This is a genomic window from Pseudoxanthomonas kalamensis DSM 18571 (genome assembly GCF_010211745.1).
Taxonomy (GTDB): domain Bacteria; phylum Pseudomonadota; class Gammaproteobacteria; order Xanthomonadales; family Xanthomonadaceae; genus Pseudoxanthomonas_A; species Pseudoxanthomonas_A kalamensis.
On record NZ_PDWQ01000001.1, the window covers coordinates 331,583 to 358,340 of the forward strand.

The following is a 26,758-nucleotide window of genomic DNA, read 5'->3' on the forward strand; positions in this document are numbered from 1 at the left end:
GCCGCATCCGCGTGGAAAGACGACAGGCACGAAAGACGGGCGGGAACATCGGGGATTCCTGCGATCCGGGGGAAGTGACCGCAGGATGCCAAGCCAAGCTTTGGCCAAGCTTTGGCGGCTCAGGCGACGACGCGCCCCCGCCTGTGCGACATCACAGCGCCGGCCACGGCCCCAACCGTACCGACAGCCGCCCTGCATGCAGGGCGAAACGCACCGGCAGGGCCAGCGCCTCGGCCAGGCCCAGCGAAAGCGCCAGCCCCAGCCCGGTGTGCTGCGCGGTGCCGCCTTCCGGATGCTTGCGCCAGAAGCGTTCGCCGAAGCGGTCGATGTCGGCGGCGGTCAGTTCCGGGGCGGCGTTCTCCAGCCTCAGTCGCCAGCCGTCTTCGCCGCCCTCAAGGCAACAGTCGATCGTGCCGCCGGCCGGGGCGTATTCGATCGCGTTGCGCAACAGGTTGGAAACGATCCGTTCGACGATGCCGATATCGCTGCGCACCCAGGCCGCATCCGGCAATTCCGCATGCAGGACCAGGCCACGCATCGCTGCCGCGGGTTGCAGGGCCGACAGCAGGCGCGACAGCAACGGGACCAGGTCCAGCGGATCCAGCGCCGGCTGCTCCTGGCCCGACTCCAGCCGCGCCAGCGACAGCAGCGTATCGACGCTGCGCTGCATGCGCCCGGTCGATTCGATCGAGGCCTGCAGGCTGTCGCGCATCTGCGATGGATCGTTGCTGGCCAGCGACGATTCGGCCTGCGCGCGGATCTCCGCCAACGGCGTTCGCAATTCGTGCGCCACGTCGCTGGCGAAGCGTCGCTCGCGGGAAATGGCCGCATACAGGCGACGGATCCCCAGGTTGAAGGCATCGGCGAACGGCACCAGTTCGACCGGGAAATCGGCGCCGATCGGCTGCAATGGCGTGTCCGCATCCAGCCGCGCGACCTGACCGGCGGTACGGTCCAGGGTGCCGAACAGGTGCTGCAGGATCAGCAGCACCAGACCGACTACGAGCAGCATCGCCAGCGCCACCATGCCCATCAGCAGGAAATGCACGCGGCGTTCGGTCCGGTCCCAGCTCTCGCGTTCGGTGGCAACCACCAGCAGGCGCGAGGCTTCGCCGCCACCTGGCAGGCGCGTGGCCAGCGCACGGCCTGCGTGTCCGTCCGGCAGGCGGGTGTCGTAGAAACGCGGCGTTCCCCGACCCGTCGGTCCCGGGTCCAGCGCCACCCCGCCACTGCTGGAAGAATGCAGCAGCACATGCCCGTCGGCCGCGTATACGGTAAAGAATTCTGTATGCCCCTGCGGCTCGTATTCGGGCATCAGCTGTTCCAGCACCGGGAGATCGCGGGCCTGCAGAACGCCGCCGACGGCGCGCGCGCGCTCCAGCAGGACGTTGTCCAGCCGGCGATAGATTTCCGCATCCACCCAATAGTCCAGCGCCACGAACATACCGCCCAGCACGCTGCCGACGACCAGCACCAGGCCGATCGTCAATCGTCGGCGCAACGACCAGCGACGCGGCGCGGTGAAGTCCGGCTCCGCACTCATGGCAGCACGTAGCCGAAACCGCGCCGGGTCTGGATCAGCTCGTCGCCACCGAAGCGGGACAGCTTGGTGCGCAAGGTGCTGACGATCACCTCCACCACCTTGTCCGAGGCGTCGCTGCTGCTGTCGTACAGGTGCTCGAAAATCCGGGCCCGCGACAGTACCCGCCCACGCTGGCGCAACAAGTATTCCAGCAGGCCGTATTCCTTCGGCGTCAGCCCCAGGTCCTGCCCGCCCCAACGCGCGCTGCGCGAACGCGCATCCACCTCCAGCGCACCGCAGCGCAGGACCGGGGCCAGCGGCTGCGCCGGCCGCCGCATCAGCGCCCGCACCCGCGCCAGCAGTTCCTCCAGCGAAAACGGCTTGACCAGGTAGTCGTCGGCGCCGGCGTCCAGCGCCTGCACCCGGTCCTGCACCTGGTCGCGCGCCGACAGCACCAGCACCGGTGCGGCACCCTGCCGCTGGCGGTATTCGCCCAAGACCTCGAATCCGTCGCGACGCGGCAGCATCAGGTCCAGGATCACCGCGTCGTAATCGTACGTATTCAGGAAATCGTTCGCCGCCACGCCGTCGGCCGCCACGTCGCAGACATAGCCGGCCTGCTGCAGGTAGCGCTGCAGCGCCTGCACCAGCGGTTCGGAATCCTCGACCAGCAGCAACCTCACGTGCGCGCTCCGTTGGCCCGGCAATGCCGGCGCCTGCATTCTTTCATTCTGGAAGAATGCAGCACGCCCGCGCAACGTGACCTGTCGGGGCATGCACTCGCGGCGCGGCGGGCTAGAATCGGCGCATGAAGATCGCCAGCTGGAATGTGCACTGGCAAACCATGCGATTTCAGAATGTCTCATATGGGTACTTTAAACGCCTATTTTTAAGCATCTTCCTGAAACTCGTGATGCCATGAGCATCCAGGCGACTTCACACCATCCAATTCGATTGGGGGTATCACTGGGGGTATTCTAGAGGCCCCAATGCTGGCTTCTCCCATGCTGACCGCAGTCAAGATCAATGCAGCAAAGCCTGCCGAGAAGGCGTACAAGCTAGCGGACAGTGGTGGACTGTTCCTGCTCGTACAGCCATCGGGGGCAAAGCTGTGGCGCTACAAATTCCGCCTCGGCGGCGTCGAAGGGCTTGATGCGCTGGGTAGCTATCCCGAGGTCACACTTGCCCAAGCCCGCCAAGCCCACGGTGAATCCAGGCGCCTGGTGTCGCAGGGCATCAACCCAGTGGCAGATCGGAAGCAGCGCAAACAGGCGCTCTTCCAGGCCAACCTCGCTCGCGACAAAGGCAGCTTCGCGGCCATCGCAGCAGAGTGGTCGGCCGCAACCGAGAAAGGCTTGCGTCCAGCAACGCTCAAGCAGCGTGAACGGGAGTTACGGAACGACCTGCTTCCCAAGTTCAAAACACGCCAGATCAGCGACATCAGCCGGGTCGAGATCACGAAATTACTCAAGGTCGTGGAAGATCGTGCCCCAGAAGTTGCGCGCAACCTGCGCAACTATCTCTGGAGCATTTTCGAGTACGCGATCGACAGCGGCCTCATCACCGCCAACCCCGTGCCGACGGTCCGGGTGCTGAAGAAGCGAGACCAGACCAAACATCCGGCCCTATCCCCTGATCAGATCGGTGAGTTCCTGAGGAAGCTCGATGACCGCACCCTGATGAACGAGCAGACCCGCATCGCCATGCTGCTGGTGATGCTGACCACTTGCCGAAAGGCAGAGATCATCGGCGGCAGGTGGGAAGAAATTGATCTTGATGCAGGCGTTTGGGAGATCCCTGACGGACGCATGAAGAACAAACTTCCGCATTGGGTTCCGTTGTCCCGACAAGCCACCAGCCTGCTGCGCGAACTGCGCAAGCTAACCCCCGCAAACCAGGCGCTGCTGTTTCCGAATCGCCGCGACCCGAGGCGCTCGATGGCCAACCGCAGTCTCAATGCCGTCATGGAGCGGCTTGGCTACAGTGGCGAAGGCACGCCGCACGGCATGCGTGCCGCTTTCAGCACCCACTTCAACGAGGAATTTGCAGGCGGGGAGGAGAAGGCCAAAGCAGGCAAGGAAGCCGTCGAATACTGCCTCTCACATATGCCGATGGGCATGACCCGCGCTGCCTACAACCGCTACGCATACAAGAAGGAGCGCCGAACGATCATGCAGGAGTGGGCAGACACGCTGGATATGCTTCGCAAGCAGGAATAGCGCTCAGAACCGGGCACACTTGGGGTCGGCAGCAGTCATGCCGGTGCGGGCAGAATCCGCGCTCCATCGCTGCCGCGATAACGCCGGCGCAACAGCTCGACTGCTTCTCGAAGCGCCTCATATTGTTCGCGGCGCACCCGCCCCTTCGTGGCAAGCCTATGCGAGCCAACGCCCGCCACCAGCCCGATCCACCAGGTCTGAGTCACGACCATCGCCACCTTTGCAGCCGCCCCTGCGGCACCAGCTCGGGCGCCTCTGGAACCAAACTGAGTTGCGCGTTCCGTCCAGCTCATGCTCTTGTCCAGCATCAAAGACAGACTGATCACGGCAAGGCCCAGCGCAGAAGGCATCAGATCGCTGGCACTGAAGTGGGCTCCTACACCCTGGGTGGCGTGATCCACGGCAGCCTGGAGCGAGGCTTCGGTGATGCCGCTATTCGTCACATGTTCTGCCATGCCCAAGGCCAGCAGTTGCGCGTGCACTTCGCTGGTAGAAACGATGTCGATACCAGGGTAGCGATGGAGCGCATCGATGACGTACTGGGCCGATTCGGTCGCCTTGGCCTGCAACACATCCACAACCTGGCCGTGGTCATCAAGGATTCGGATGTCCCAGCCCGGCTGGTTCGCGGCTCCGGCCAGGTCTGCGTGCAAGCCGTCCGGCAGGCCGCCGTGATTGAAGTGGTCGACCAGTTCGATCTCGAAGAGTTTGCCCTTAACTCCTGAAACAAACCCCGGGAGCGCATCGGTGGGCAGACGTTCCACTACGCCAGCGAAACTCTCTTGCGCGGCAAGATCCGGATAGGCCAGGTCGAATGCCTCCAGCACCTCAGGCGGCACATCCTCGGGATGGTCAAGGACATACGCCAACGACACGCCACCAACCACCAACAGGTCGAGCATTTCAGCTCGTCGCCGACCCTTCTGGGCAGAGTCGATGCGCTGTTCGAGCCGTTCGGATTCCGCGCGGACCCGCTCGCCATAACGACCTATTTCGTTTCGGAGTTCATCGATGTCTTGCTGGTCCAGTGCCACGCTGTCCAGCACTTCAGACGCGATTGATGCGCCGCCAAGTACAAAGCCCCCGGTCGCCGCACCCACCGCCGTCCCAGCTCTTGCCGTCAGGTCACCCGTCGCACGAACGCCGGCGCCGGTCAGTTCCACCCCTTTCCCAAGCAAGGCAACTGCCTGTGCGGCGGTCTTGACCAAGGTGTCGTCGGATTTGGCGGCTTGGGCCTTCATCCCCTTTGCAGCAGCGCGACCCGCCTTGGCCGTCACCGTTCCGGCAGCAGCCACCGTGGCCCCAGTCACTTCAACCGCAGTTCGCGTTGCGACTGAAATCTTGTCCTGATGCTTGCCGACAAACTTCGCAACGCTAAACGTGACATCAGCCGCCCCCTTGAAGACAGCCTTGCCGGCCTTGATCCACCCCATAACAGCACTCCCCCTTGCCCCTACCGCCAACGATACCGCGAGTTACCACCCCTCGCCTCCCAAGCGCTCAGGACCACTCATCACTTCCGAAGGAGCCATGGGAGCCTGAAGCGCTATCGAAGCCAAACCCCAGACTGTCGTGATGATCAGACAGATCATCGTTGCTGAACCCATAGGGGTTGCCACCGACGTCGAACCCAGCTTCGTAGTCCGAGACCATCGGCAGGCCAGTCGCCGGATTGATGCAAATGCGATGAACAAGAAAGTCGTCAGCCATGTCCATTCCAACGGCACGATTCGGCTCGTCGAGGGCTATCGAATCACCTGGCCAACCAGTAGCACGAACGCCAACAGCAAGAACGTCGAACGGACCGCTCTGCTCGTACTGGCGATCGATAGGCCACAAGTCGTCATTCAATCCGAATGCACCACCGACCACGTCGAATCGTCCCAAGCCAACTGGAAATATGTCGACCGAATCGGTCAGGTATCCATCATCGGCGGCATCGCCAATTGAGCCGCCCTGATGACGCAACTTGCCCACGATCAGGCAGACGACTCCCATGACGAGTCCCGCGAGCAGTAGAAAGCCCTCCATGGCCATGCTTCTCCTGATGCAATCGGCCAGACCTTACTCGGGCTGAATCTCAGAAACTAAGACTTGGGGTGACGGCCCGTGATTGCACTCTGCAGCAGCTGCATCAGGCGCGACATGTATCCGCGGGCCTTGCCGTTCCGGATCTTGCCCGCCTCGAAATCGGTAAGCCGATGCTCTTCGATCACATTCATGTAATAGAGCCCCCTGACCAATGCAAACCAGCGAAGCCGGAGGTATGCGGCCTCGGCTTCCAGGCGCCGAATCAGCAGTTCCTCGGCGAGGTGCACATTGGTGATCAGCAGATCCAGATGGTCTTTGCAATTCCAGGTGCTGGCCCGAATCCTTGTCCATCGCCCCCGTTGCTTCACAACGCCGCGCCAGTAGAGGCAAAGGTAGCCATTCGTCATGTCGAGACGCATGCAGAGTCTTACCCTATGGGGACGGATCGGCAGACCGCCATCCTCGTCACGGATGCTCCGTGAAAGATCAAGCCTGTCTCTCCGCGCCTTGTCGACAAGTGCGACAGCCCATGCCGCGTAGTCGTTGGCCGCACGCCGGATCTCGTCGCGAGCACCGATGAAGGACGGCACAGCGCATTTCCCCAACAACTGAGGGTCAACACTCGACGCCAACGGAATAGTGAGGTATGGCCCATTGCCGGACCTGGGCATCCAGTGTTTGGTATCGGTGATCCTGTGTTGCCCATCGGCGTTTGCCGCCTGGATCCCGACGTAGCGGTCTTGAGTGCTCTGTGCGCTTTGCATGATGCTTCCTTGGCTATCATGCCATGAGTAGCACCGACATCCAGCAGCAACAACTGGACACCGCAAAGGCGCCGCAGCTCGATGAAACCAAGAGCATCCAGGACGTCCAACACGGACTCAAAGGCCGATTACGGTCATGTATCCGACTGCATCCAACGCACTCACGAATCGCTGCTTTTGCGCAGAACCAGGGGCTCAGGCCTCGAACTGATCACCTAAAGCCGCGACAGCAATCCCTCCACCGACCGCTCAACGATGTACTCCGCCGGCGATTCGCCAACGGCTAGCGATTTGAAATGCGCCTTGCCGCACTTGATCTTGCCTTCCTCGATTGGGCGCAAGGCATCGTTGAACAGCCCGCCCTTGGTTTCGACTACGAAATACAACCGCTCCCGCCTGTCTTCGCCGACCACCAGCACGGCCCAGTCCGGGTTGTAGCTACCCAGTGGAGTCGGCACCTTGAACCAGCCCGGAAGCTTGGCGTAGACCTTGATCGCTTCGTTCCGCTCCAGTTCGCTGGCGAAGTCGCGCTCCACATCCGAGTCGTAGACAACGTGCTCGTACACCGCTTTCTCGGTGTTCATCAGCATGTTGCCGATGTAGCCACGCAGTTCGTTCTCCTGGAACAGTTCCTGCGCGTAGTACTGTCCGTCACCGATACGGTGGTATTTGATGCCATCCACCAGCGCGAGCCGCTTGCAGCGGTTGATGGCCTCTGAGGTCTGCTCGATGAACTGCTGTGGGTTTCGCTTGAAGTCCTCCAAGCGCCGGCTTTCGACTAGGATGCGTTGGATGGAACGCCTCGTGAGTTGGGTGCGGTCCTGCAGATCGGTCAGGATGTCTGGCAGTTCGATGTCGGTTTCGTCCAGTGACACGACAGACGATCCCTTATGCTCGGTGGCCCGCACACCGGCCTGACCGATCGCCAACCCGGCCTTGCGCCATTGCAGGCGTGCTTTGGCGATCCGCGGTGATTCCTTGACGGCTTCGATGCAATCTTCGATCAGCTTGTCGTTGTCGAACTGCACGCGGTAGGTGGTGCGATGCTTGATACGGTCCCACAGGGCCTTGAACTCCAGGCTATCTAGCACAGCACGGCGCACGGGAATCGCGTCTCGGCGTTTGTCTGCATCCTTGATTTCCAGACGTCCGGCGAGCTTGCGCAGGATCGCCACCACCGCATCCCGATGCGGCTCGAAGGCCACTGGGAGCTGCACCGCACCCTCCTTGATCGCCGTACGCAAGGTATCTTCCACCTTGCCGGTCGAAGTGAGGTAGCCCTGTTCCTGCAAAGCGGCACGCAATACCTTGGATTGCTCGACGCCCAATGGTGCCACGCTGCCATCCTCAGCCGTCACCGCAATCGCCGCGAACTGGTCCGGAGCCACCACACCGAAGCGGATGCCGATACCCGTCGTGGGATCCTCCAGCTCTTTCTGCAGCCCGTCCGCAAACACTTCGTAGCTTTCGTTGGCGATCACGGTCAGGGTGTTGGTGTCGAACCCCTGGACACGCTCGCCATTCTTGTCCACGCACAGGCGCAAGCCGCGGCCGATCGACTGCCGGCGCTCGCGTTCGGTGCGGATGTCGCGCAAGGTGCAGATCTGGAAGACGTTGGGGTTATCCCAACCTTCGCGCAGCGCGGAGTGGGAAAAGATGAACTTGAGCGGCGTGGTTAGGTCGAGCAGCCGCTCCTTGTCGCGCATGATCAAATTGTAGGTGTCGTCGTCGGCCTTGGTGGTGCCGCTGGTGTCCTTCAGCATCTCGACGCTCTTGCCGCCGATCTTTTTCATGTCCACCGAGAAATAGCCGTTGTGCACATCCTCGGCGGCGTGCTCCATGTCCAGCTCCTTGAACAGGCTCTGGTAGTCCGGGTGGCGCGCCCAATAGCGGTACTCCTCCTCGAACATCTGTGCGTAGACGCCTTTCTGCGGATTTCCCTCCGCGTCGTACTCGCGGTACTTGGCCACCTCGTCGATGAAAAGCAAAGACAACACCTTGATGCCCTTGGGCCGCAGGCGCTTTTCTTTGTCCAAGTGTTCCTTGATGGTGCGCTTGATCATTTGGCGCTGGATCGCCAGCGGATCCACATCGCCCCAGGCCTCACTCGGGTTCAGGTAAACCTCGCCGCCCGGCACTCGGAGCTCCAGCGTCTGTTGGCCACGACCCGCACGGATCTCACCAACGCGACAGTCGTGGTACATCGCTCGCCCGGTTTCCTGCTCCAGGTCGAAGCCGTCCATGACGGTCACTTCCTTGCGGCGGACGCTGCCACCTACATCGACATCGAGCTCGACCTTGGCGGTTACCGTGCCGCGCGCACTCTTTGCCGACAGGAAGCGCACGAACGGCTTGTTGTTCGCCCCCTCCACGGTTCCCGATGCCACCTCGATCTGCTTCACCAGCCGCTGCTCGTAGGCGTCAATGGCATCCAGGCGATACACCATGTGGTGCTTGTCCACATGGGTGGCCGAGTAGCGCAACGTGCACATCGGGTGCATGCGCTCAAGCGCCTTGCGACCACGACCTTCCAGGCCACCGTCCACGCTCTGGGGCTCGTCCACGATCAGAATCGGGCGGGTCGCGCGGATCAGGTCGATGGGCTTCTCGCCACCGGTCTTCTCGCTGGCGCGGTACATAACGTTCTTGGATTTCTCGCGTCGCTTGGCCTCATCGGACTCTTCCTGCGCCGCCTCGTCTTCGTCACCGAACTTGTTGATGGCGCCAACGGTCACTACCATCACTTGGATGTTCGGGCTTGTGGCGAAGTTGCGCACCTGGCCCAGCTTGGTCGAGTCATAGACGAAGTAGTCGAACGGTGTATTAGCATACAGCCCGCGGAAGTGGTCGGCGGTGATCTGCAGCGACTTGTACACGCCCTCCTTGATCGCCACCGACGGAACGACGATCACGAACTTGGTGAAACCGTAGCGTTTGTGCAGCTCGAAGACGGTGCGCAGGTAGACGTAAGTCTTACCGGTGCCCGTCTCCATCTCCACGGTGAAGTTGCCGTTCGCCAGCGACTCGGAAGGTGCCAGACCGTTGCGCAGCTGGATGGCGGTCAGGTTGGCGCGCAGTTCGTCGTCCAGCAGGGTCAGGCGATTGCCGATGCCCAGGGCGGACTCCTCCATGCCCTGTTCCAGCGCCAACCCCATCTGCGGCGAGGCCGCCCGTTGGGTGACGGTGAACTCGGTCCGGCAGACCTCCTGGCCATGGAACAAGTCACAGACCGCCTCAATAGCGGCGAGTTGGTGGGGGAGATTGTCTTCGAAGTGGAGCTTCATCATTGGATCTCGGGTCGTGCCGCTTCAGCGCTTTGCTAGCTGCGGCCAAATTGCGGGTCTAGCAAACATGGAAATCAATGGCTTGCATCGCTGTTTTGAATAACTGCTCGCTAGCAGCTGCACTCGTAGATAAAGACGTCACAAGCCGACGCTGCCTGCCCCAAATCATTTCGAACCCTTTTTCGGCACGGCTTTTGGTAGGCGCTTGGCGACGCCTTCCAGCGCCTTGATGTTCTCGCGCTCGCCTTCACTTTCGAGGAATGCCCGACGCTCCGCTGCGTACTGCTCGTACTCATCGTGCGCCTTGGCGTCGGCATCGACCTTGCTGACATTGCCCGGGCTGCCCAACACGCGGCGGTCATTGAAGGCCAGGAAGTCGTTGAGCTTGGTCTCCCAGTCCTTCAGGAACACATCCTTGCGTCGCTTGGACTGATCTTCCGCAAAGTCCAACCACATCACCACGATGCGGTTGAGCTCGGAGATTTCGTCTTCGTGCAGATAATTCTTCGCGACGGTCACGTCCGCCTTGCGCACGGATGCACCCCTGCTGCTGGTCAGCCCCATGTTGGGCTGGGTGTGATCGGCGCGCTGCAGGATCAACTGGGGCGCGGTCAATCCAGTGACGGCGAAGTGCAGCTTGTTCTGGATGGTCTGGAAGAACAGCGTGGTTTCCTTCGCGCTGGGGCGATAGTCCGCGGCCATGGCGAAGATCTCGCGCACCCGCAGGTACATGCGCCGTTCGCTGGCGCGGATGTCGCGGATGCGTTCAAGCAGTTCATCGAAGTGGTCCGGAACGCCGGAACCCTCGACTGGCGGGTTCTTCAGCCGCTCGTCGTCCATGGTGAATCCCTTCACCAGGTACTCGCCCAAACGCTCCGTGGCCCATTGGCGGAACTGGGTGCCACGAGTCGACCGCACCCGGTAGCCCACGGCCAGGATGGCTTCCAGGCTGTAGTGGTCCAGCGTCCTGCGGACCTGGCGATCCCCCTCAGGTTGAACTATCCGGAATTTCCGGATAGTTCGTTCAGGTTCGCACTCCTCCTCGTCATAGACGTTGGTGAGGTGCTCGCTGATGGTCTTGCCACTGACCTGATAGAGCTCGGCCATCTGTGCCTGGGTCAGCCACAGCGTGTCGTCACGGAACAGGCAGCGCACACGGGTGCGTCCGTCATCCGTGGTGTGAATCAGGAACTGGCCACCACCAGCCACCATGTTCTTTGTGTTCATGACTGATGAAGAACCTTATCTTCGAAGTGAAGGTTCATACGCAAGCTAGCTCTTGGCAGCCGGTGCGCCCAACAGCGTCCGATAGTTGGAAACGACCTTGTCGAGAACGGGATCAAGCTCCTTCTGGCGGGAAAGCAGAACCAATCGCTGCTTCGCTCGGCTGATGCCCACGTAGAGACGATTCCGATCAAGATCGGTCGACAAATCGTAGTCGTCCAACATCGGCAGGAGGACGACATCGAACTCCAAGCCTTTCGTGTTCTCGATGGTCGCAAAGTTCCGGACGAATCGCTTCGACAGGTCCACATGACTGGAGATGTCTGCATTGATCATCTTCTCGGTCAGTCCGGCCTGCAGGCGATTGAACGCTTCTTCAGCCTTTCCGCGTGTGGGGAACACCACTACAGCAGTCTGATTGGCGCCCAGCTTGACCAACTCGTCCAAGATTCGTCGATCGAGGTCAGCGTCGCTCGGGCAAATTCCCTGGACCGGACGAACAATGACCGGCCCTGCGTCCACGGCCGCATCAACGACGCGCGGATCAATCTCACCGTCTTCATGCGCCGCCGCACGGAAGCACGCGCTGAACAGCGCAAGCCCGGGCGCATCCGCCTGTCGCAGGTTCTGGCTAAGTTTGACGTACTCCAGCTTGCCGCGTGGGAAGCACGCCTTCACATCAATGCGGGTTCCGTTGTGCAGCTTCTGCGCCAGGTCTCCGACTACAGTGACCGCGCGATAATCCGGTCGGGCCTGCTCCGCCATGAGGAAGACCTGCTGCTCGGTGAAATCCTGCACTTCGTCGATGAACACCGACTGGAAGAACGGTGGCTCCGACAGCTGCGCAGGCTTTGCCTTGTACGACCGCCCCGCAATCTGGAACAGGCACAGCAACAGGTCGATGTCCGATTCCGTCAGCTTGCGGACCCGGAGGCCCTCCTTGATCTCTCCAACCAAGTCCATATCCGGGAAGGATGTCGCATGGTTGAGCAGACCTGCCTCGTACAGCCCACCCATGTCGCGCAACGGCGCGAGCATGCGGCGGCGCAGTAGCGGGCGTAGCCGTGAGTCGATGCTACGCTTCTTGACCACCCGCGGTGCAGCCACCATTTCTGCGCCAGCTTCGCCTTCGTCCAGATCCGGGGCCTCCTCCACTTCTTCCTTCTTGAGCGGAATCCTGGACCGACCAAGGCCTTGCTCCACTTTCAACGAGACAAGCGTTCCCTCCTTGTTGCGATAAGCCTTTTCACTGGTGGTCGGCAGAAGACGCAGGTACAGATCATCCAGGCTCGTCACCATGCCCTTGACGATCCGGCCCTCGGCGTCGCGCACGAAGGCTCCGCCATCCGTCAGCTGCCGGGCGACCCCCTCGCTCCACTCCAGGGCATTGCCATTCGCATCGACGAAGGCGATCCGAGGGTCGACCGGACCGTTCCCGTCGACCCAGACCAAGCGTGCGCCGTGCCGATCGTAAAGTTCGGCGTGCTCGCCCATCAGTTGCTCGGCAAGATCGGTTTCCCGGGTGCCGGTATAGGTCTTTTCGTTGATGAACAGCCAGAGCACGTCCTTGCCAAGAACTTCCTTGCGGAACTTGGCAAGGCGCTCATGCATGCGGACTACGATCCGATCCAATCGGAAGGCTGCGCCCTCGCTGTGCTCCAGCTCATGGGCAAGTTCGTCCAAAGCCTTCGCGTAGTCGTACAGCGCCTTGTCCACAATACGGGCGGCAACGGGTAGGTACTTGTCCTCGAAACCTGCAATCACTTCATCACGCTGTGGCAACATTGCCGGCAGGCGTACCGCCAACTCCTTGCCCATTGCAGCGTCCGCCGCACGCAGCCAGATCATGGTCGTATCGATCGTTGAGGTGCGTTCGTTAACCGTTCCTGCCCAGGACCTGCCCGTGCCACCGGCTACCAGTCCGCGATGATCGCGCAATCGGGTTTGCAACTCCTTGTATTCAAGTACGGGTAGGTTCGGCAGGTCGATGCGCCGGCAGGTTTCCTTCAGGTACTGGATCAGTTCACCCGTGCGGACAAAGCCAACGCTGCTTTCCTGCGAGAACTGGCCGGCAAACTTGCCATCCCAATAGGCCGCATCCTCCCCTAGAACTTCGCGAAACTCGGCTTCCGAAGCGACATTGCTGGCATCGAAGTCACAGAGCATCTTGGTGCGACCAAGTGCAGCCGATGTCTTTCCCGAGCCAGCCACGCCCTCGACGAACATCGCGCCGACAGGCGAACGGGCGATGATTTCGTCCTGCGCCCTGGTCCGGTTGACGTAGAAGGTTTCATTCAGGCCGAAGTAGCCGGCAGGGGCCGCGGTCTGGAGTTCCGGCTCGTCTTCGGTTTCGTCAATCTCGCCAAGATCGATCGTCTCTTCGTCTTCCTCATCGGCAAGGACGAAGGTGGCGGTTTCGACATGGGCAGGCAGCTGCTCGGCTTCGTCCTCTTCCGGTGACGCTGGAAATGCTCTGGTGGGCTGACGGAGGTATGCCGCCAGATCGGTCACGGATTCTTTCACCGCATCGCCGAAGACCCGCATCGTGAGGAAGTTGCGAACATTCTCCTCGAAGTGCACGCCATCGAACCGGTCGAAGAGGCGGATCTCTGAGACTTCCCATTCGCCCCACAACGCACTTTCGCCGCTGTCTCCGGGGCGGACATAACCGCACAGACGGCCGACCGGTGAGTGCGGCGTGGCGTAACCGCAATTGTTGGGTATGATGACGGCCGGCGTCTGGCTGAGCCGGAAGATTTGACGGCCTCTCTTTTCAGTCTCGACAACCACGGTCTTGCCGTAGGCGCTCCGACGTAGCGAGGCATACGGATGGTGCTGGCCGTCGCGATAGATCATCTTCTCGGCGTAGTCGATGACGCCGCCCAGCGAGTCCAGCTCCTCACGCGAGTAGTCGCGCAGAGCTTGATCGCCCTTCTTCACGCCGTCATCCATGTCACAGGCTCCGCACGTGGTGGACGCCGTGTTGCTCCAGGATCGCGGCGAGGTTGGTCTTGGCCTCGTCGTTCTCGAAGGCGCTGTCGCGGAACACGCAGGTGGTATCGCCGGCGGGAGCGAGCGACGCGTGCCATTCGGCGATGCCGAGGGCCAGCGGCTCGGCGTCCGCTTTGCCGATGCGGAGAGCCAGGCAGGCCATTAGCACGCCACCGCCGATGGCGTGCACGGTCTTGCCGGCGATCTGGCGCTGTTCGATGGGCACGCACAAGTCCAGACCCAGCTTGAGCAACAGCTCGGTCAGCACATCTTGTTCGCTGCGGCCAGGGGCGATGTGTTCGACCGCGTCAACAAGGTCGCGCTCCAGATTGCCACTGGGTTGCCAAGCGCGGATGTTGGACTGGTCGAGTTTGTAGACGCGGAAGCCCGTATCTAGCGTAGACAACCCTGCCTCGGCCTTGAGTTTTGCGCCGACTCTCCGAAGCCTTTCCTTACCAATATCAGAGATAGTTTTATAGCCGGCCTTGAAAGCTTCGGATTCTTCGGACATAGCCTCAGGAAGCTGCACTATGATAAAGCGACGCGCGTTCTTGTCGCTGGCATTAAGTTGCATGGTCGCGTGCGCAGTCGAGCCGGTTCCGCCGAAAAAATCCATTACTAAGTCATCGTCTTTAGCGATCGACTCAATAATTCGCATTAGCATCTTTACAGATTTCTGCCCTTTGAACTCTTCATCAATTCCGAGCACCTTCGAAATCTTTTCGCCTGAAAATGAAACAATCGCGATGCTATTTAGATCGTCATACTCGTTACTGTTCCAAGTGTCTTCTATCGGATAGCGATCAGGCCTGTTTTCGTGATTAACGAAGCGCAACAGCTCACTCTGTTGTTCATTACTGAGCCCAAGCTCGTCAAGCTTTTCGGTGAGCTTTTTATCTTTCTTTATCAGCGGCTTGAAATTCTCATTCTCGATATATCGCTTGATGAAATCGAGCTGGTCTGTGTTTCTTGAGTAAAACAAGATCGAGTCATGATTTCGGATGAAGTTGTTAGCCATCGTCTTGTAGCCGGAAAGCCAGCCGATTCGCCAAACAACTGCGCGCTGAAAATTCTCCTCTCCGAAGATCTCGTCCAAGACCTTCTTAAGGTTCTCGGCTTCGTTGAAATCGATATTGACAAAGACAGCTCCGTCTTCACGCAAAAGGTTTCTGGCGAGCTTCAACCTGGGATACATCATATTCAGCCAATCAGTATGAAAGCGTCCCGACGCTTCTGTATTCGAGCTGATTTTTCGCCCATCTTCGACTTGCCCCGTGACTTCAAGATAGTTCTTGATGCTGTCTTGGAAGCTGTCCGGGTATATGAAGTCGTTGCCCGTGTTGTATGGCGGATCGATATAGATCAGCTTGACTTTCCCGGCGTAGCTCTTCTGCAGCAGCTTCAGCACTTCCAGATTGTCGCCTTCAATTATCAAGTTCTGGGTGGTATCCCAGTCCACACTGTCTTCCGGGCAAGGCCGCAGGGTGCCGGTGCTGGGCGTCAACGCCAGTTGCCGGGCGCGGCGCTTGCCATGCCAGTTCAGCCCGTACTTTTCCTCGGCATCGCTGACGGTGGCATCGCCTACCAGCTGCTTGAGCACATCGACATTGATCGCAGCGCCCTCCGCGCCTTCGGTGATTAGTTCCGGGAACAGCGCCTTGAGCTGTGCGATGTTGCCGGCCACCAGGTCGGCGGATTGGGCTTCGGGGTCGGTGGCGGTGATCTTGTGCATGGCGGATTCTTGTAAGCGAATGGTGTGTGGGATCAGAGCAGGGCTTGCTGTTGCGACTTAGCCAGCTGGTAGCGCACGGGCTTGTTGAGCTTTTCTACGCGGCCTTCATTAATGGCGCGCTTCAGCCAATCCGCCAGTTGCGATTTGTGGAGCTCCAGCTTTTCCTGCAACGCCTCGGCGGTAACCGGGCCGCGGGTGGCTTCCTCGGCGAGCTTGGCCAGAAAGTGCTCGTAGAGACTCGCTGCAGCTACAGTAGGCGTGTCTTCTTCGATGGTCGGGGCCACGGCTGCCGGCGTCGTCGCTTCCACTTCGGTCGGCCAGGACTCCACTGGTTCGGCGATGCGTTGGGGCACTTGCGCGACCGATTGCACGTCTGGCTCTTCCGCGCGGCCCTCTACGGACGGCGTATCGGACAGCACCTGCACCGTTTCCTCACCGGTCACCAGCGACGTCATGGCTGCGCCGTCCTCCAGCCAGCGGGCGCCCATCCCGACCAGCACCGCATTGCCTGATCGCGCATCCCGATGCGGCTTGACCCACAGCGGCACCCAGGCGTGCTTCAGCGCTTCCACCGCACCGCTCCAGGTGCCGCCCTTGCCTTCGGTGGCGCTGACGATGACGGCGGCATCGGACAGGGCGTAGATGTACTTGTTGCGGGCCATGGCATTGCCCACATCGAACCCCGCCTCGGGATTGAAGGGCGACACCAGGACGAGATTCCTGTCCATCAGGGCGCGGCGGTACTTGACCGAGTTGCTGGTGCGCAACAGGCTGTCGGCCAGCACGCCGATCACGGTGCCGTCGCGTTCCAGTGCACCGAGCATGGACGCTTCATCGACGCCCCGTGCGCCGCCGGTGACCACCGAGCGGCCCTGCAGAGCGATCATGCCGCCCAGGCCGATGGTGAACGCCAGATCGTCCTCGCTGGCATCGCGCGAGCCCACGACGGCAATCCCGCCCTGGTTGAGCAACTGGCGATTGCCGGAGCCGAACAGGACCGGCGGTGCATCCGTCTTCAGCCGACGCTTGAGCCTGCCGGGATAGTCGGGGTCGGAGCGGGTCATCACCCAAAGCCCGGCCCGCTGCCACTTCTCCAGCGCGATGCCCAGGGCACCCGCACGCTCCAGAAGAGCGCGAATCCGCGACACGTCCACGGTCTTGTCAGACCAGCCGAACAAGGTCGCGTCCAGGTCGTTGCTGCGCAGCAAGGCTTCCGGCGCCATGCTCCGGTCCTTCAGCCACAGCGCAAACCGCCCCCACTCCTTGGGGGTCAAAGGCTTGGGTTCCCCCTTGCCCGGTTTGGAGAACCATGCGGTCAACAGCAGGACCGCCTGGCTTTGTTCACTGATGCTCATCTCAATCTCCGGCACTGGTCGCCGCCAGGGCAACCGGCCAAACAGCGGCGCACCCCGCCTGCCGGAGCAAGGCTGAGGCGACAGTCAAGGTCCAGCCGGAATCGACGATGTCGTCGATCAGCAGGACGGGGCCTGCTGGGATAGGGTCGACTACGGCAAAAACGCCATCTAGGTTCCGGCACTGGTGGAAGCGATTTTGTTGCAGCTTCTGGGCTTGATTGTCGCGCACTTTGACCACCGCCGCATGGAACGGGATGCCAAGCCTCCGGGCCAGCCGCGCACTGAAGTCGGGCACCAGTTCCGGGTGGTTGCGTGATGGGATGCAGGTCACCCACGTTGGCGCAGGCTGTGGCTGCCAACGCTCGCGAATCATCTCGGCCATCGCCATGACCAGGTCATCGCCGAAGCGGCCTGCGTGCTTCTGATCCGCGACCATGCGGCCCCAACCAGCATCGCCCCAGCGCGACAGGACACGACCGGTTTCGGCACGCAGGCTGGCCGGCAGGTTTCCGCGGAAGCCGTACTGCTGGAACGCACCTTGCGCGACCTGCCTGTTGTTCTCCAGCGGGAACTCGGAATGCCGCAGGAAGCGGGCTGCGGCCACCGCGTGGGCATGGCTGAAGCCTTCCGGCACGACAGGACGCCCCAGGCACGAGGTGCAACGTCCGCAGGCACGCGGCTCGGGGTCATCCAGCGTGCAGGCGAGGAACAGCATCTTGCAGTCCGGTGTGTCTATGTAGTCCTGCACCTCCTGCCATTCCTGTTCGCGCTGGCTGGTCAAGTGTTCGATCCGCTCGTGGTCCATCCGGTACGGCACCGGCGTGCGCATCCACGCGCCCCCTTCCTTGACCACGGGGGCAGGGTTGTCCACCGACAGAAATTTTAAGACCTTCTCGATCTGCCCCATTCTCAGGTTGACGGTGTTTTCAATGGCACGGGAGGTTAGGCCATCGCTATCAGCCAATGCATCGAGAATCGAAAACACGTGTGCTTCATCCGGAAATGCGGAGCTGCGGAAGAACTCGTGGATGTCATCGTCCTCGCGCCCGGAGAGCAGGACGCCGATCGCGTTGTCGATGCCGCGGCCAGCACGGCCAACCTGCTGGTAGTAGCCGACGATGGATCCAGGTGCCTGGTAGTGAATGACGAAACCAAGGTCAGGCTTGTCGTATCCCATCCCGAGGGCGGTCGTGGCCACCAGGACCTTGATCCGGTTGCCGCAGAGCAGATTTTCCAGTTGTTCGCGATACGCGTTGGGGTCTTCCTCTTCCGGCGCGGTCACTCCGCTGTAGTACGGACGGGCGTCGATTCCATTTTGCTGAAGCCACTGTGACACCTGCTCGGCATCACGTTTGGTCAGGACGTAGATGATCCCGGTACCAGGCAAGTTGGGCACATGCTCGGCCAGCCATGCTAGCCGCGCTGACTGATCCGGCAGCCGTGTCGCTTGCAGCGAGAGCGTGTCGCGCATCAATGGGCCGCGCTGCACCACGACATCACCCAGTTGCGATACGACGTCCTCAACCACCCGATCGTTGGCTGTCGCAGTTGTGCCGAGTACGGGCATATTGGGTGGCATGCGCTGGAGGATATTGATCAGCCGGCGGTAGTCCGGACGGAAGTCATGCCCCCAGTCCGAGATGCAATGTGCTTCATCCACCACCATTAAACCGATCCGGTTTGCCACCGGTAGGAGGACATCCCGAACGAAGTTGTCGTTGGCCAAGCGCTCGGGAGAGATGAGCACGGCGTCCGCTCGCCCATCCAGGATGGAACGTGTGAGTGCAGGCCAATCCTCGGTATTGGTGGAGTTAACGGTTACCGCCTGAATGCCAAGTCGCTGTGCTGCCTCGATCTGGTTGCGCATCAGTGCGAGCAGGGGCGAGACGATCAGGGTCGGACCATGGCCCTGGTCACGCAGGATTCGGGTGGCAATGAAATAAACGGAGCTTTTGCCCCAGCCTGTGCGTTGCACGACCAGCAGCTTTCGCTTCTCGTTTACCAGTGCATTGATCGCCTCCCACTGGCCGTCTCGGAAATCGGCGCCGCTCTCGCCATTTCCCCCGCCTCCATCTCCCCCGCCTAGTGCGCGTCGGAGCAATTCCCGTGCTTGTTCACGGTTCATCAGAGTTTCCCCATTGCGTGCTTCAGCTCGCTTTCCAGCTTCCGAATCTGGAGATTGAGCTCCACCTGTCGCGCCATTTGCGACGCCTTGGCGGCTGTGCTGCGCAGGCTGCTGATCTGCCCTTGCAGGGCGATGCTGGCATGCAGGGCTTCTCGGCGCCGCTGCGCACGTTCGGCGGAATCAAGCAGGGTGAAAGCGCCCGTCAACAAGGCAACCTGCAGCGCCAGCGCAGTGTCCTGCCAGCTCTGGTATAGCGCGTACAGCGAGGAACGCGGCTGGCGGGCCAGATCCATCGCTTGCAGGAATGCCGCGTGGATATTGCTACCGGCGGCATGCAGGGTCACCGTCACCGGATCGCCATCCAATACCACCTTGTCGGTCTCCTTGAGCGCCTGCCGCTTGTGGGCCAGAGACACGGATACCGAATGTCCGCGTTCGACCAGCAGCATTGCCGGGTAGGGCACGGCGCGATGCAGTAGCTCGATCAGTCGTGTTTCCTTCGCCTGCTCACGCAGAATTACGTGCAGAACCGCGATCTCCAGATACTCTCGCGCAGCGTCCCGAAATTCCGGCACACCGCAGGTCGTCGGCTTGAGCACGGCCAGCCAATGGATCGCTTCGATGCCTTCATTGATCAAGCGTTTGTCGGCGGCAGTGGGCGCACCGTTCTCCAACAGCAACTTCTTCGGCACACGCTGATCCACGCGGGCAGCCACAGGCAGGTTCAGCGCTGTGATAACCGCAGCTGCCGTCATGCATCGGCCTCCGACAGAACCGCCAGCCACGCGACGACTTCAAAATCACCGCTACCGGCGAACTCGCCACGCAGCGCATGGGTACCGCCGGGGGTGAACAGGCTGGCGACGGCACGCTCCTCGCTCTTGCCGACGATGGACGTGATGGCCGCTGCCAACAACTGCTGGGCAGCCTGCATGTCTTCGCCGTTTCTGGTTTGTTGGTCGAAGCGGGCACACGCGGCGGCATCAGGAAGATCGCGGCCGTGCGCGAGACGCTTGAGCCGATCGAGGATGCGCTTGGCCTGGGTGTGCGGCAGTAGCGTGGCGCCGTCCTCACCCACATGCACCAGATAGTTCGGCGCCAGCGGATAGCCGGGGTCGATGGCCTTGGCCGCATTCGTACCCTCGGCACGCAGGCAGAAAACAATGCCAGGCGGAATGTCGGCATCGACACTGGTGGTGACTGCCATCGCGCCTAGCGGCTGGCTTTCGAGCTTGCCGGGATGCGCCTTCAGGTATTCGGCCAGATCGATGCGGAAATCGGTCAGGGTCAGGTCCGTGATGGACACGCCACTGGACAGGTCTTCCATGTCGATCACCGCGTCCTGCAGCTTGAGCAGCTGCTTGCGGCGGTACTCCAGGTCGTTCATGGGATCGCCCGAGTCCGTCTGGATCAGGTTTTCCTCACCGGTGGCTGAGATGTCGAGCAGCACCATCTTGCCGCTGACGCGCTGTTCGAGGTTGATGTACTCGTCCAGCTCCATGTTGGGCCAGAAATTGACCAGCTGGATCTGTTCGTTGGGCGACCCGATGCGGTCGATGCGGCCAAAGCGCTGGATGATCCGCACCGGGTTCCAGTGGATGTCATAGTTGACCAGCCAGTCACAGTCCTGGAGGTTCTGGCCCTCCGAGATGCAGTCGGTGGCGATCAGCAGGTCCAACTCACCCTCGTTCGCAAGTTCTTCCTGGCGCTCCTTTGAGCGCGGAGAGAACGCAGTAAGGATGCTGCCCAGATCCTTGCCCAGACGTGGCAGGGTGCTCTGGTTGCGACCGGAACCGGTGACCAGCGCGGTATCGAGCCCCAGGGTTTCCTTGGCCCACAGCGCCAAATTTTCGTACAGGTAGTGGGCGGTATCGGCGAACGCAGTGAAGACGATGACCTTGCGATTGCCTGCATTGGTCGGATGCTGACACTTGTGCGTGATCGTCTCGCGCAGGGCGTTGAGCTTGGCATCCCGGCTGGCATCCACCTGCCGCGCCGCCGACAGCAAGGTGGCCAGGCGGTTGCGGTCCTCGATCAGATCCTGACGCCAGCGGATCAGGTCTACGTCGCCCAGCAGCACCTTGATGCGTTTTCCGACCAGCAAGCTCTCGAAGGCCGGATCGTCAATATCCACATCAGCGATGTCGATTTCTTCGATGTCACCCGCCTTCGCCTCGATGCGGGCGAGCGTCGCTTCCACGTCCTTGAACTGGCGCTCGACGGTCAGGCTGAACGACGACACCGCGCTTTCCATGCGCTTGAGCACATTCACCCGCAATAGGTGGATCAGGCTTTCTTCGCGGTCGGCCTGCCGGAAGAAGCCTTCGCCGCCACGCACCTCGGTGCTGTATTTCTCGTCGTAGGCGGCCTGCTTGTGCGGCAGGACATAGCGCAAGGGTGCATAGGCCGCCAGGTTCAGGCGCCGGATCTCGTCGTTGATCTCTCGGATGGAGCGGAACTCGCCGGCGCGGTCGACATCCGGCTTGATATTGATTGGCTTGAGACGTGTCGGGAACCTTCCCGTCTCCGCGGTACCGTAGTACTTCTCGATGTGCTTACGCGACCGGGCAATGGTCAGGTGGTCGAGCAGGGTGAAGTAGTCGAAGCCCAGCATCTCGATGAGCCGCGAGGGCGTGCGATCGCCATCGGCCAGGTCGAGCCAGCGATTGAACTGCCTCTGTGCCAACCGCGTGGTGGCCTCGATGCTGGCGATACCGTGGTCGGCCAGCGCCAGATCATCGCCTTCAGTGGCAAAAGCGATCTGGTTGCGCAAGTCCGCCAGGCGGTTGTTGACCGGCGTGGCCGAGAGCATCAGCACCCGCGTTTTTACGCCCTCGCGGATGATCCGGCGCATCAGCCGGTGGTAACGGGATTCGCGATCCTTGTGGGTGCTCTTGTTGCGAAAGTTGTGTGACTCGTCGATGACGACCAGGTCGTAATTACCCCAGTTCACGTGGGACAGATTGATATCGCCGGATAGTCCGCCGTCACGGGACAGGTCGGTGTGGTTCAGGACGTCGTAGTTGAAGCGGTCGGCGGCCAGGACATTACGACGATCATTGCTGCGGTACAGCGTCCAGTTGTCGCGCAGCCGCTTGGGGCACAGCACGAGCACCCGATCATTGCGCAGCTCGTGATACTTGATGACCGCCAGCGCCTCGAATGTCTTACCCAAACCCACGCTGTCGGCAATGATGCAGCCGCCAAAGCGATCGAGCTTGTCGATGGCGCCAACCACGCCGTCTCGCTGGAATTTGAAGAGCTTCTTCCAGATGACCGTGTTGCGGATGCCCGTCGCGGACTTGACGATGCGGTCCTCGTCCATCTGTTCGCCTTGGTCGGCGAAGAGCTGGTGGAGCATGAGCGCGTAGACCGAAGCAGGATCCCGATGAGCCGCAAGGGACTCAAAATGATCCACAAGGCACTGCTTGGCCTCCGGCTGTGCCTGGAGCGCAGCCCACTGCACATCGAACCACTGGCTGAGGAGCTGACTTTCCTCGAGTGTTTCCGATGCCTGGATCAGGCTAAGCGGGTTGCCCGGCGCCGTGCCCAGGCCCTCGGTGCTGAAAGCGAAAGAGCCCAGGACGACTTGTTGGGGCTGATCCTGTGCATCACGCAACACCATGGCCGACTGCGGGACGCTGCCAACTGCACGCCGCACTTCGGCCTTGGACGCCAGCCACTCGGCAAAACGCTTTGCCAGCCATCGAGTCCGTAGCTGATTCCTGGAGGCGCGATCCAACTCTGATCCGAGATCGGCAAGGTCCGTATCGTCCTGAGGCAGCAGCAACCTCGCGCTGTCCAGTCGAGCAGCCTCTTTCATCAACTCCGAAAAGGCGAACAGAGACAGTGCGGGCGTGACTGCATCCAGACGGCATCCGGCTTGCATCTGGGGGCGAACCAGATCGATGACGCGTTCTGCCCCCGAGTTCCTGATGATCCTCATGCGTTGGCCCGCTCGCGTCGCAAATCATCGAGAGAACCCGAAACCACGGTTTCGATGAAATCGACCTCCATGCCGAGGACAGCTGCGATCGCCAACAACTTGCGTGCTCCAAACTCCGCGCACCTCCCGCGCTCCAACCGTGAAAGCATCTCCTGAGCGACACCGGCCTGCCGGGCGACGTCACCTTGTTTCAAACCAAGCGAGCGTCGTCGGTCTGCAATGGCGTGCCCCAGTTCATGGATGGTCTGCATTTGACTTATCCGGCAAAACTCGATGTGAATAGGTCATATTTTGACTAATATGTCAAACCATATGACCAAGTGACTCTGTCTCTTCATGCCTACCAACCAACGCGTAGAAGTTCAGACCGCCTGCAACACTGGTTCGTTATCGTCACAGAACCAGCATCAGGAGTTCAAACAGCCTCATGTCGCCACACTGCCAGACAAGCTTCTTGGGCGTCTGTCAGCTCAGCGCCAACGCCCCCCTCGGCAAGCTCCTCCAACAGGCGGCATGCGTCTTCGGCAGTCCACAGCTCGATGGACGATTCCTTTAGGTACTGGTGGACGTCGTCATGAAGCTGGGGGTCAATCAGGTCCATCACGGCCGAAGCGCTGAATCGCATCGAACCTTCCGAGAACAGGATTTCGTCCAAGGCCACCCGCAGCGCCTGGCGGATCCTGGTCACGCGCTCCGGCGAGAGCGGTTCCTTCGCAGGCTTGGCCTCAACCTCAGGCTCCTCAGCCTGTCGACGCAAGAAGGCCGGGATACTGAAGTCATCGTATTCACAAGCGTCAAGATCCGAAAGCGGCATGCTGCAGGCGACAGCAATCCCGTTTGCCCGCGGCCTCAAGGTGCGCGAGGCCACCATACCTTCCGGAACCATGTGCGTGATGGGGACCACCCTTGGGAGTCCCTCAGCCTTGTCTTCCTCCGCCCGCACCTTGACCAGCACTGCCGAAGTTTCATCAGTGATCAAGCCATAACGCAGGGCCAGTCGTTCACGATCCTCGCTTGTCGCCTGCAGCCAAGCACGATGGCCGGCCAGCGCCCGCAGAGCTGGTGCTGCTTTCGCGGTATCCAGATCGAGTACCAGCTCTTCGATACTCGAACCCAATCGCACGCGAGCGCTGAGGGACCACCCAACCGGCAACATTGCCACGGCGGTAACGGCGTCCCCGGGATAAGTGATGTCCAGCGGCAGCGGGCTGGATTCCTGACTGCCCCAGTCAATCCTGATCGGCAATGGCCCAACCTCACGGGCCCTGCGAAATTGACGCATCACTGCCTCATCGATGGGCTCTGCCGGCACCGCTCGCTCAAGAACCGCGCGAGTACTTGCGGCCAGTGGCCGCAACACATCAACACCCGCACTGCTGCCGACGGCAACAATGAAGATTCGGATTCCGGCCTCGATGGCGCGTGCCTGTGCATTTTTGATCTCACCAGGCTGTACGGCACCATCAGTGACAAGAATTATGGCCTGCGTGCGTTCCGGATGACGACCCAGCGCGCTCAAAGCATCGATGGAACGCTCCAGTGCGTCGCCCATTTCCGTACCGCCGAGATCGGAATTAATCGTCTCCACCAAGGTAAGCATGGCGTCACGCACGCGCACGCTTGCCTTGAGCGGACGCCGGAATAGCGGAACTGACCGGCTGCCAAAACGCAGGATCTGAACCCGATCGTCATCCTGAAGAGCGCCAGCAACCGCGCGCAATGCATCTCGCGATTGTTGAATGGCATCGCCGCTCATGGAGCCAGATCCATCCAGAACGAGGCACAGGTCGCACGGCCCCTCCACGCCAATCCGTTTCGGCGTGGTGAAGGTGAGCATGCCGATGGCCGCGTCACCGTCGGCAATCAAGTGGCCCTGCGCCACACGCTCTTCCGGCAAGTCGAATACGAGCACCACGTCCCGATCAAGCATGGCCTGATTCAATTGCAGGTACTGTGCATTGCCATCAGTCGAGAAGCGGGCCCCGTGGGTAGCGCAGTTGACCGGCGAACGCGCCAGCAGGCCCTGGATCCGGATGGATGCCGCCAAGGGATGCTCGACGGTGAAGTCATGCCGGGGTTCGTCAAGCTCCTCCAGCATGCTGCGCCCATAGCGTGGGCGATGCACCAGAGGCAGGCTGAATCGCGCTGATCCGTCAGCGGTCTGTAACGCGGCAGCAAAGCGCAAGACGATCTCCCCCTCCTCCCCGGGCTTCAGGTTTCCGAGGTTGACGCACAGCATCCCCGGCTCAAGACGTTCAAGAAGCACTGCGCTGTCACCATCCGCGATAGCATCGTTGTAGTTGCGGCTGGCCTGTTGTCGGGGCAGCACCTGAGCCACCCGCTTCTCTCCCGCCAAGGTGGCCTCCATTCCCATGAATGCTGCGTCCAGCGGCACAGGGAATGAGTACACGGCCTCGATGCTTTCGGCACCGTCATTGCGGAACACGTGATGCAGCTCGTATTCGGCGATGAGGTCGGTGATGGTGACCTGAAGCTCGCTGCTCGCAAGCGGCTGGAGTGGGCGACGGCGGCTCGAACGGTTCATGCTCTGGGATCCCCTGTGTGTATTCTTGAGTCTTGGTCGTGGCTGTTCTCGGGTGTCTCCGGATCGAGCAACGCCACATAGGCCTCTTGCACCGAACGGAACAGCGAGCGCAGCTGGGCCTGGGTCAACCTGGCCCGTTCTGGCGCCACCACCAGCTCCAGCCCGTCGGCCACGATCAGGTGGGAGCGCACCTCGATCGCCCCCGGGCGAGCGGGCTCCACGGGCGGCTCACTCCTTGCCTGGAGTAGCCCCGCGATGGCGTCCAGCGACAGCCCGGTCTCCTGCCATTGCCGGATCCTGAGCAGCTCGGCGAGATGGGACTCCGTGTAGTAGGCCCCCCGCTTCTCCCCTTCCGGGCTAGGCAGCAACCCCTTCTGGATATAGAAGCGCACGGTACGACCCGGAACATCCGCACGCTCGCTCAGCTGCTGAAGATTCAGTTTCATTTGAGACACCTTGACTGTCTCAAATAGTGTCTGTTAAATACGCACAGGTGTCAACCCCCTTGTCCCAGCCTGCTTGCTTGCCGTCGCAGGCACAGAGACGGGGTCCCTAGACACTCCACAAGAAACCAGACCGTCCAGCCGAGGATCGCAACGCCAATCGAGGAGCAAAGTGTCATGCATCAAGATCACGCCAGAACCCGCGAAATCGACTGCACTTCCCTGACAACGCGACACGCACGGATCAGATGCCAGCAACGGGGCATCTCCGGGCAACTGCTTGAGCTGCTGCTTGACCATGGCAAAGAACGGCACGTGGGGCACGGCGCGACGATCATCAGCTTCCCGAAGGATGCTCGCGAGCGCCTACGCCGGTCTCTCCCACGCAAGGCATACGCTGCACTGGATTCGCGGCTGAACGTGTATGCGATCGTCGGTGCCAACGGTCAGGTGATGACGGTGGGGCACCGCTACCAGCCTCTACGGGACAAACACTGACACGTGGAGTCTCCTTGTGGCGAGATTCCACGCCAACTTTTGTCCGTTACCACTCACCTGTATAGATGGAGCCTCAACT

At 61.1% G+C, this 26,758-nt stretch carries 18 protein-coding genes; 2 read left to right on the forward strand and 16 right to left on the reverse strand.

Annotated features, from left to right (window positions below; translation table 11 throughout):
* Positions 1–151: 151 nt before the first annotated feature.
* Positions 152–1,543 (reverse strand): sensor histidine kinase, encoded by a 1,392-nt coding sequence (locus CSC70_RS01495; RefSeq protein WP_162454862.1) that lies wholly within the window; start codon positions 1,541–1,543, stop codon positions 152–154.
* Entirely contained in the window at positions 1,540–2,205 is a 666-nt protein-coding gene (locus tag CSC70_RS01500) for a response regulator transcription factor (protein ID WP_162454863.1), read from the reverse strand. Before CSC70_RS01500 ends, CSC70_RS01495 begins: the two co-directional genes overlap by 4 nt.
* A 321-nt stretch (positions 2,206–2,526) precedes the next feature.
* On the opposite strand from CSC70_RS01500, the gene CSC70_RS01505 reads away from it, so the two are divergent.
* Complete coding sequence (locus CSC70_RS01505; protein ID WP_211369386.1) at positions 2,527–3,741, forward strand: tyrosine-type recombinase/integrase; 1,215 nt, start codon at positions 2,527–2,529, stop codon at positions 3,739–3,741.
* A 35-nt stretch (positions 3,742–3,776) separates the two neighbouring features.
* On the opposite strand, the gene CSC70_RS01510 is transcribed toward CSC70_RS01505, so the two are convergent.
* The 14 genes from CSC70_RS01510 to CSC70_RS01575 all read right to left on the reverse strand — a co-directional run bounded on the left by CSC70_RS01510 (position 3,777) and on the right by CSC70_RS01575 (position 26,184).
* Positions 3,777–5,174, reverse strand: a complete 1,398-nt coding sequence (locus CSC70_RS01510; RefSeq protein WP_162454865.1) for a hypothetical protein — start codon at positions 5,172–5,174, stop codon at positions 3,777–3,779.
* A gap of 67 nt (positions 5,175–5,241) precedes the next feature.
* On the reverse strand, positions 5,242–5,778 hold the full coding sequence (locus CSC70_RS01515) for a hypothetical protein (protein WP_162454598.1): 537 nt from the start codon (positions 5,776–5,778) through the stop codon (positions 5,242–5,244).
* A 50-nt stretch (positions 5,779–5,828) separates the two neighbouring features.
* Complete coding sequence (locus CSC70_RS01520; RefSeq protein WP_162454866.1) at positions 5,829–6,536, reverse strand: hypothetical protein; 708 nt, start codon at positions 6,534–6,536, stop codon at positions 5,829–5,831.
* A gap of 215 nt (positions 6,537–6,751) precedes the next feature.
* Complete coding sequence (locus tag CSC70_RS01525; RefSeq protein ID WP_246189287.1) at positions 6,752–9,823, reverse strand: type III restriction-modification system endonuclease; 3,072 nt, start codon at positions 9,821–9,823, stop codon at positions 6,752–6,754.
* A gap of 162 nt (positions 9,824–9,985) precedes the next feature.
* Positions 9,986–11,047: a virulence RhuM family protein gene (locus CSC70_RS01530; protein ID WP_162454868.1), complete on the reverse strand. Its 1,062-nt coding sequence runs from the start codon at positions 11,045–11,047 to the stop codon at positions 9,986–9,988.
* Between the two features lie 45 nt (positions 11,048–11,092).
* Positions 11,093–13,996, reverse strand: a complete 2,904-nt coding sequence (locus tag CSC70_RS01535) for an ATP-binding domain-containing protein (RefSeq protein WP_162454869.1) — start codon at positions 13,994–13,996, stop codon at positions 11,093–11,095.
* Between the two features lies 1 nt (position 13,997).
* A complete protein-coding gene (locus CSC70_RS14655) occupies positions 13,998–15,767 on the reverse strand; it encodes a site-specific DNA-methyltransferase (RefSeq protein WP_162454870.1) in 1,770 nt (589 codons plus the stop codon).
* A gap of 32 nt (positions 15,768–15,799) precedes the next feature.
* Positions 15,800–17,122, reverse strand: coding sequence for a DNA-processing protein DprA (locus tag CSC70_RS01545; RefSeq protein ID WP_162454871.1), 1,323 nt, complete (start codon positions 17,120–17,122; stop codon positions 15,800–15,802).
* Position 17,123: 1 nt separating this feature from the next.
* Entirely contained in the window at positions 17,124–19,247 is a 2,124-nt protein-coding gene (locus CSC70_RS01550) for a RecQ family ATP-dependent DNA helicase (protein ID WP_162454872.1), read from the reverse strand.
* Positions 19,247–20,002, reverse strand: coding sequence for a DUF4391 domain-containing protein (locus CSC70_RS01555; RefSeq protein ID WP_162454873.1), 756 nt, complete (start codon positions 20,000–20,002; stop codon positions 19,247–19,249). The genes CSC70_RS01550 and CSC70_RS01555 overlap by 1 nt, the downstream gene beginning before the upstream one ends.
* Positions 19,999–23,193 carry a helicase-related protein gene (locus CSC70_RS01560; RefSeq protein WP_162454874.1) on the reverse strand — a complete coding sequence of 1,065 codons (3,195 nt, stop codon included), beginning with the start codon at positions 23,191–23,193 and terminating at the stop codon, positions 19,999–20,001. Before CSC70_RS01560 ends, CSC70_RS01555 begins: the two co-directional genes overlap by 4 nt.
* Positions 23,190–23,444 (reverse strand): helix-turn-helix domain-containing protein, encoded by a 255-nt coding sequence (locus CSC70_RS01565; protein ID WP_162454875.1) that lies wholly within the window; start codon positions 23,442–23,444, stop codon positions 23,190–23,192. Before CSC70_RS01565 ends, CSC70_RS01560 begins: the two co-directional genes overlap by 4 nt.
* Before the next feature lie 164 nt (positions 23,445–23,608).
* Positions 23,609–25,738, reverse strand: a complete 2,130-nt coding sequence (locus CSC70_RS01570) for a VIT and vWA domain-containing protein (RefSeq protein WP_162454876.1) — start codon at positions 25,736–25,738, stop codon at positions 23,609–23,611.
* Positions 25,735–26,184, reverse strand: coding sequence for a MerR family transcriptional regulator (locus tag CSC70_RS01575; protein ID WP_162454877.1), 450 nt, complete (start codon positions 26,182–26,184; stop codon positions 25,735–25,737). Before CSC70_RS01575 ends, CSC70_RS01570 begins: the two co-directional genes overlap by 4 nt.
* A 174-nt stretch (positions 26,185–26,358) precedes the next feature.
* On the opposite strand from CSC70_RS01575, the gene CSC70_RS01580 reads away from it, so the two are divergent.
* Positions 26,359–26,679, forward strand: coding sequence for a hypothetical protein (locus tag CSC70_RS01580; RefSeq protein WP_162454878.1), 321 nt, complete (start codon positions 26,359–26,361; stop codon positions 26,677–26,679).
* Positions 26,680–26,758: the final 79 nt, after the last annotated feature.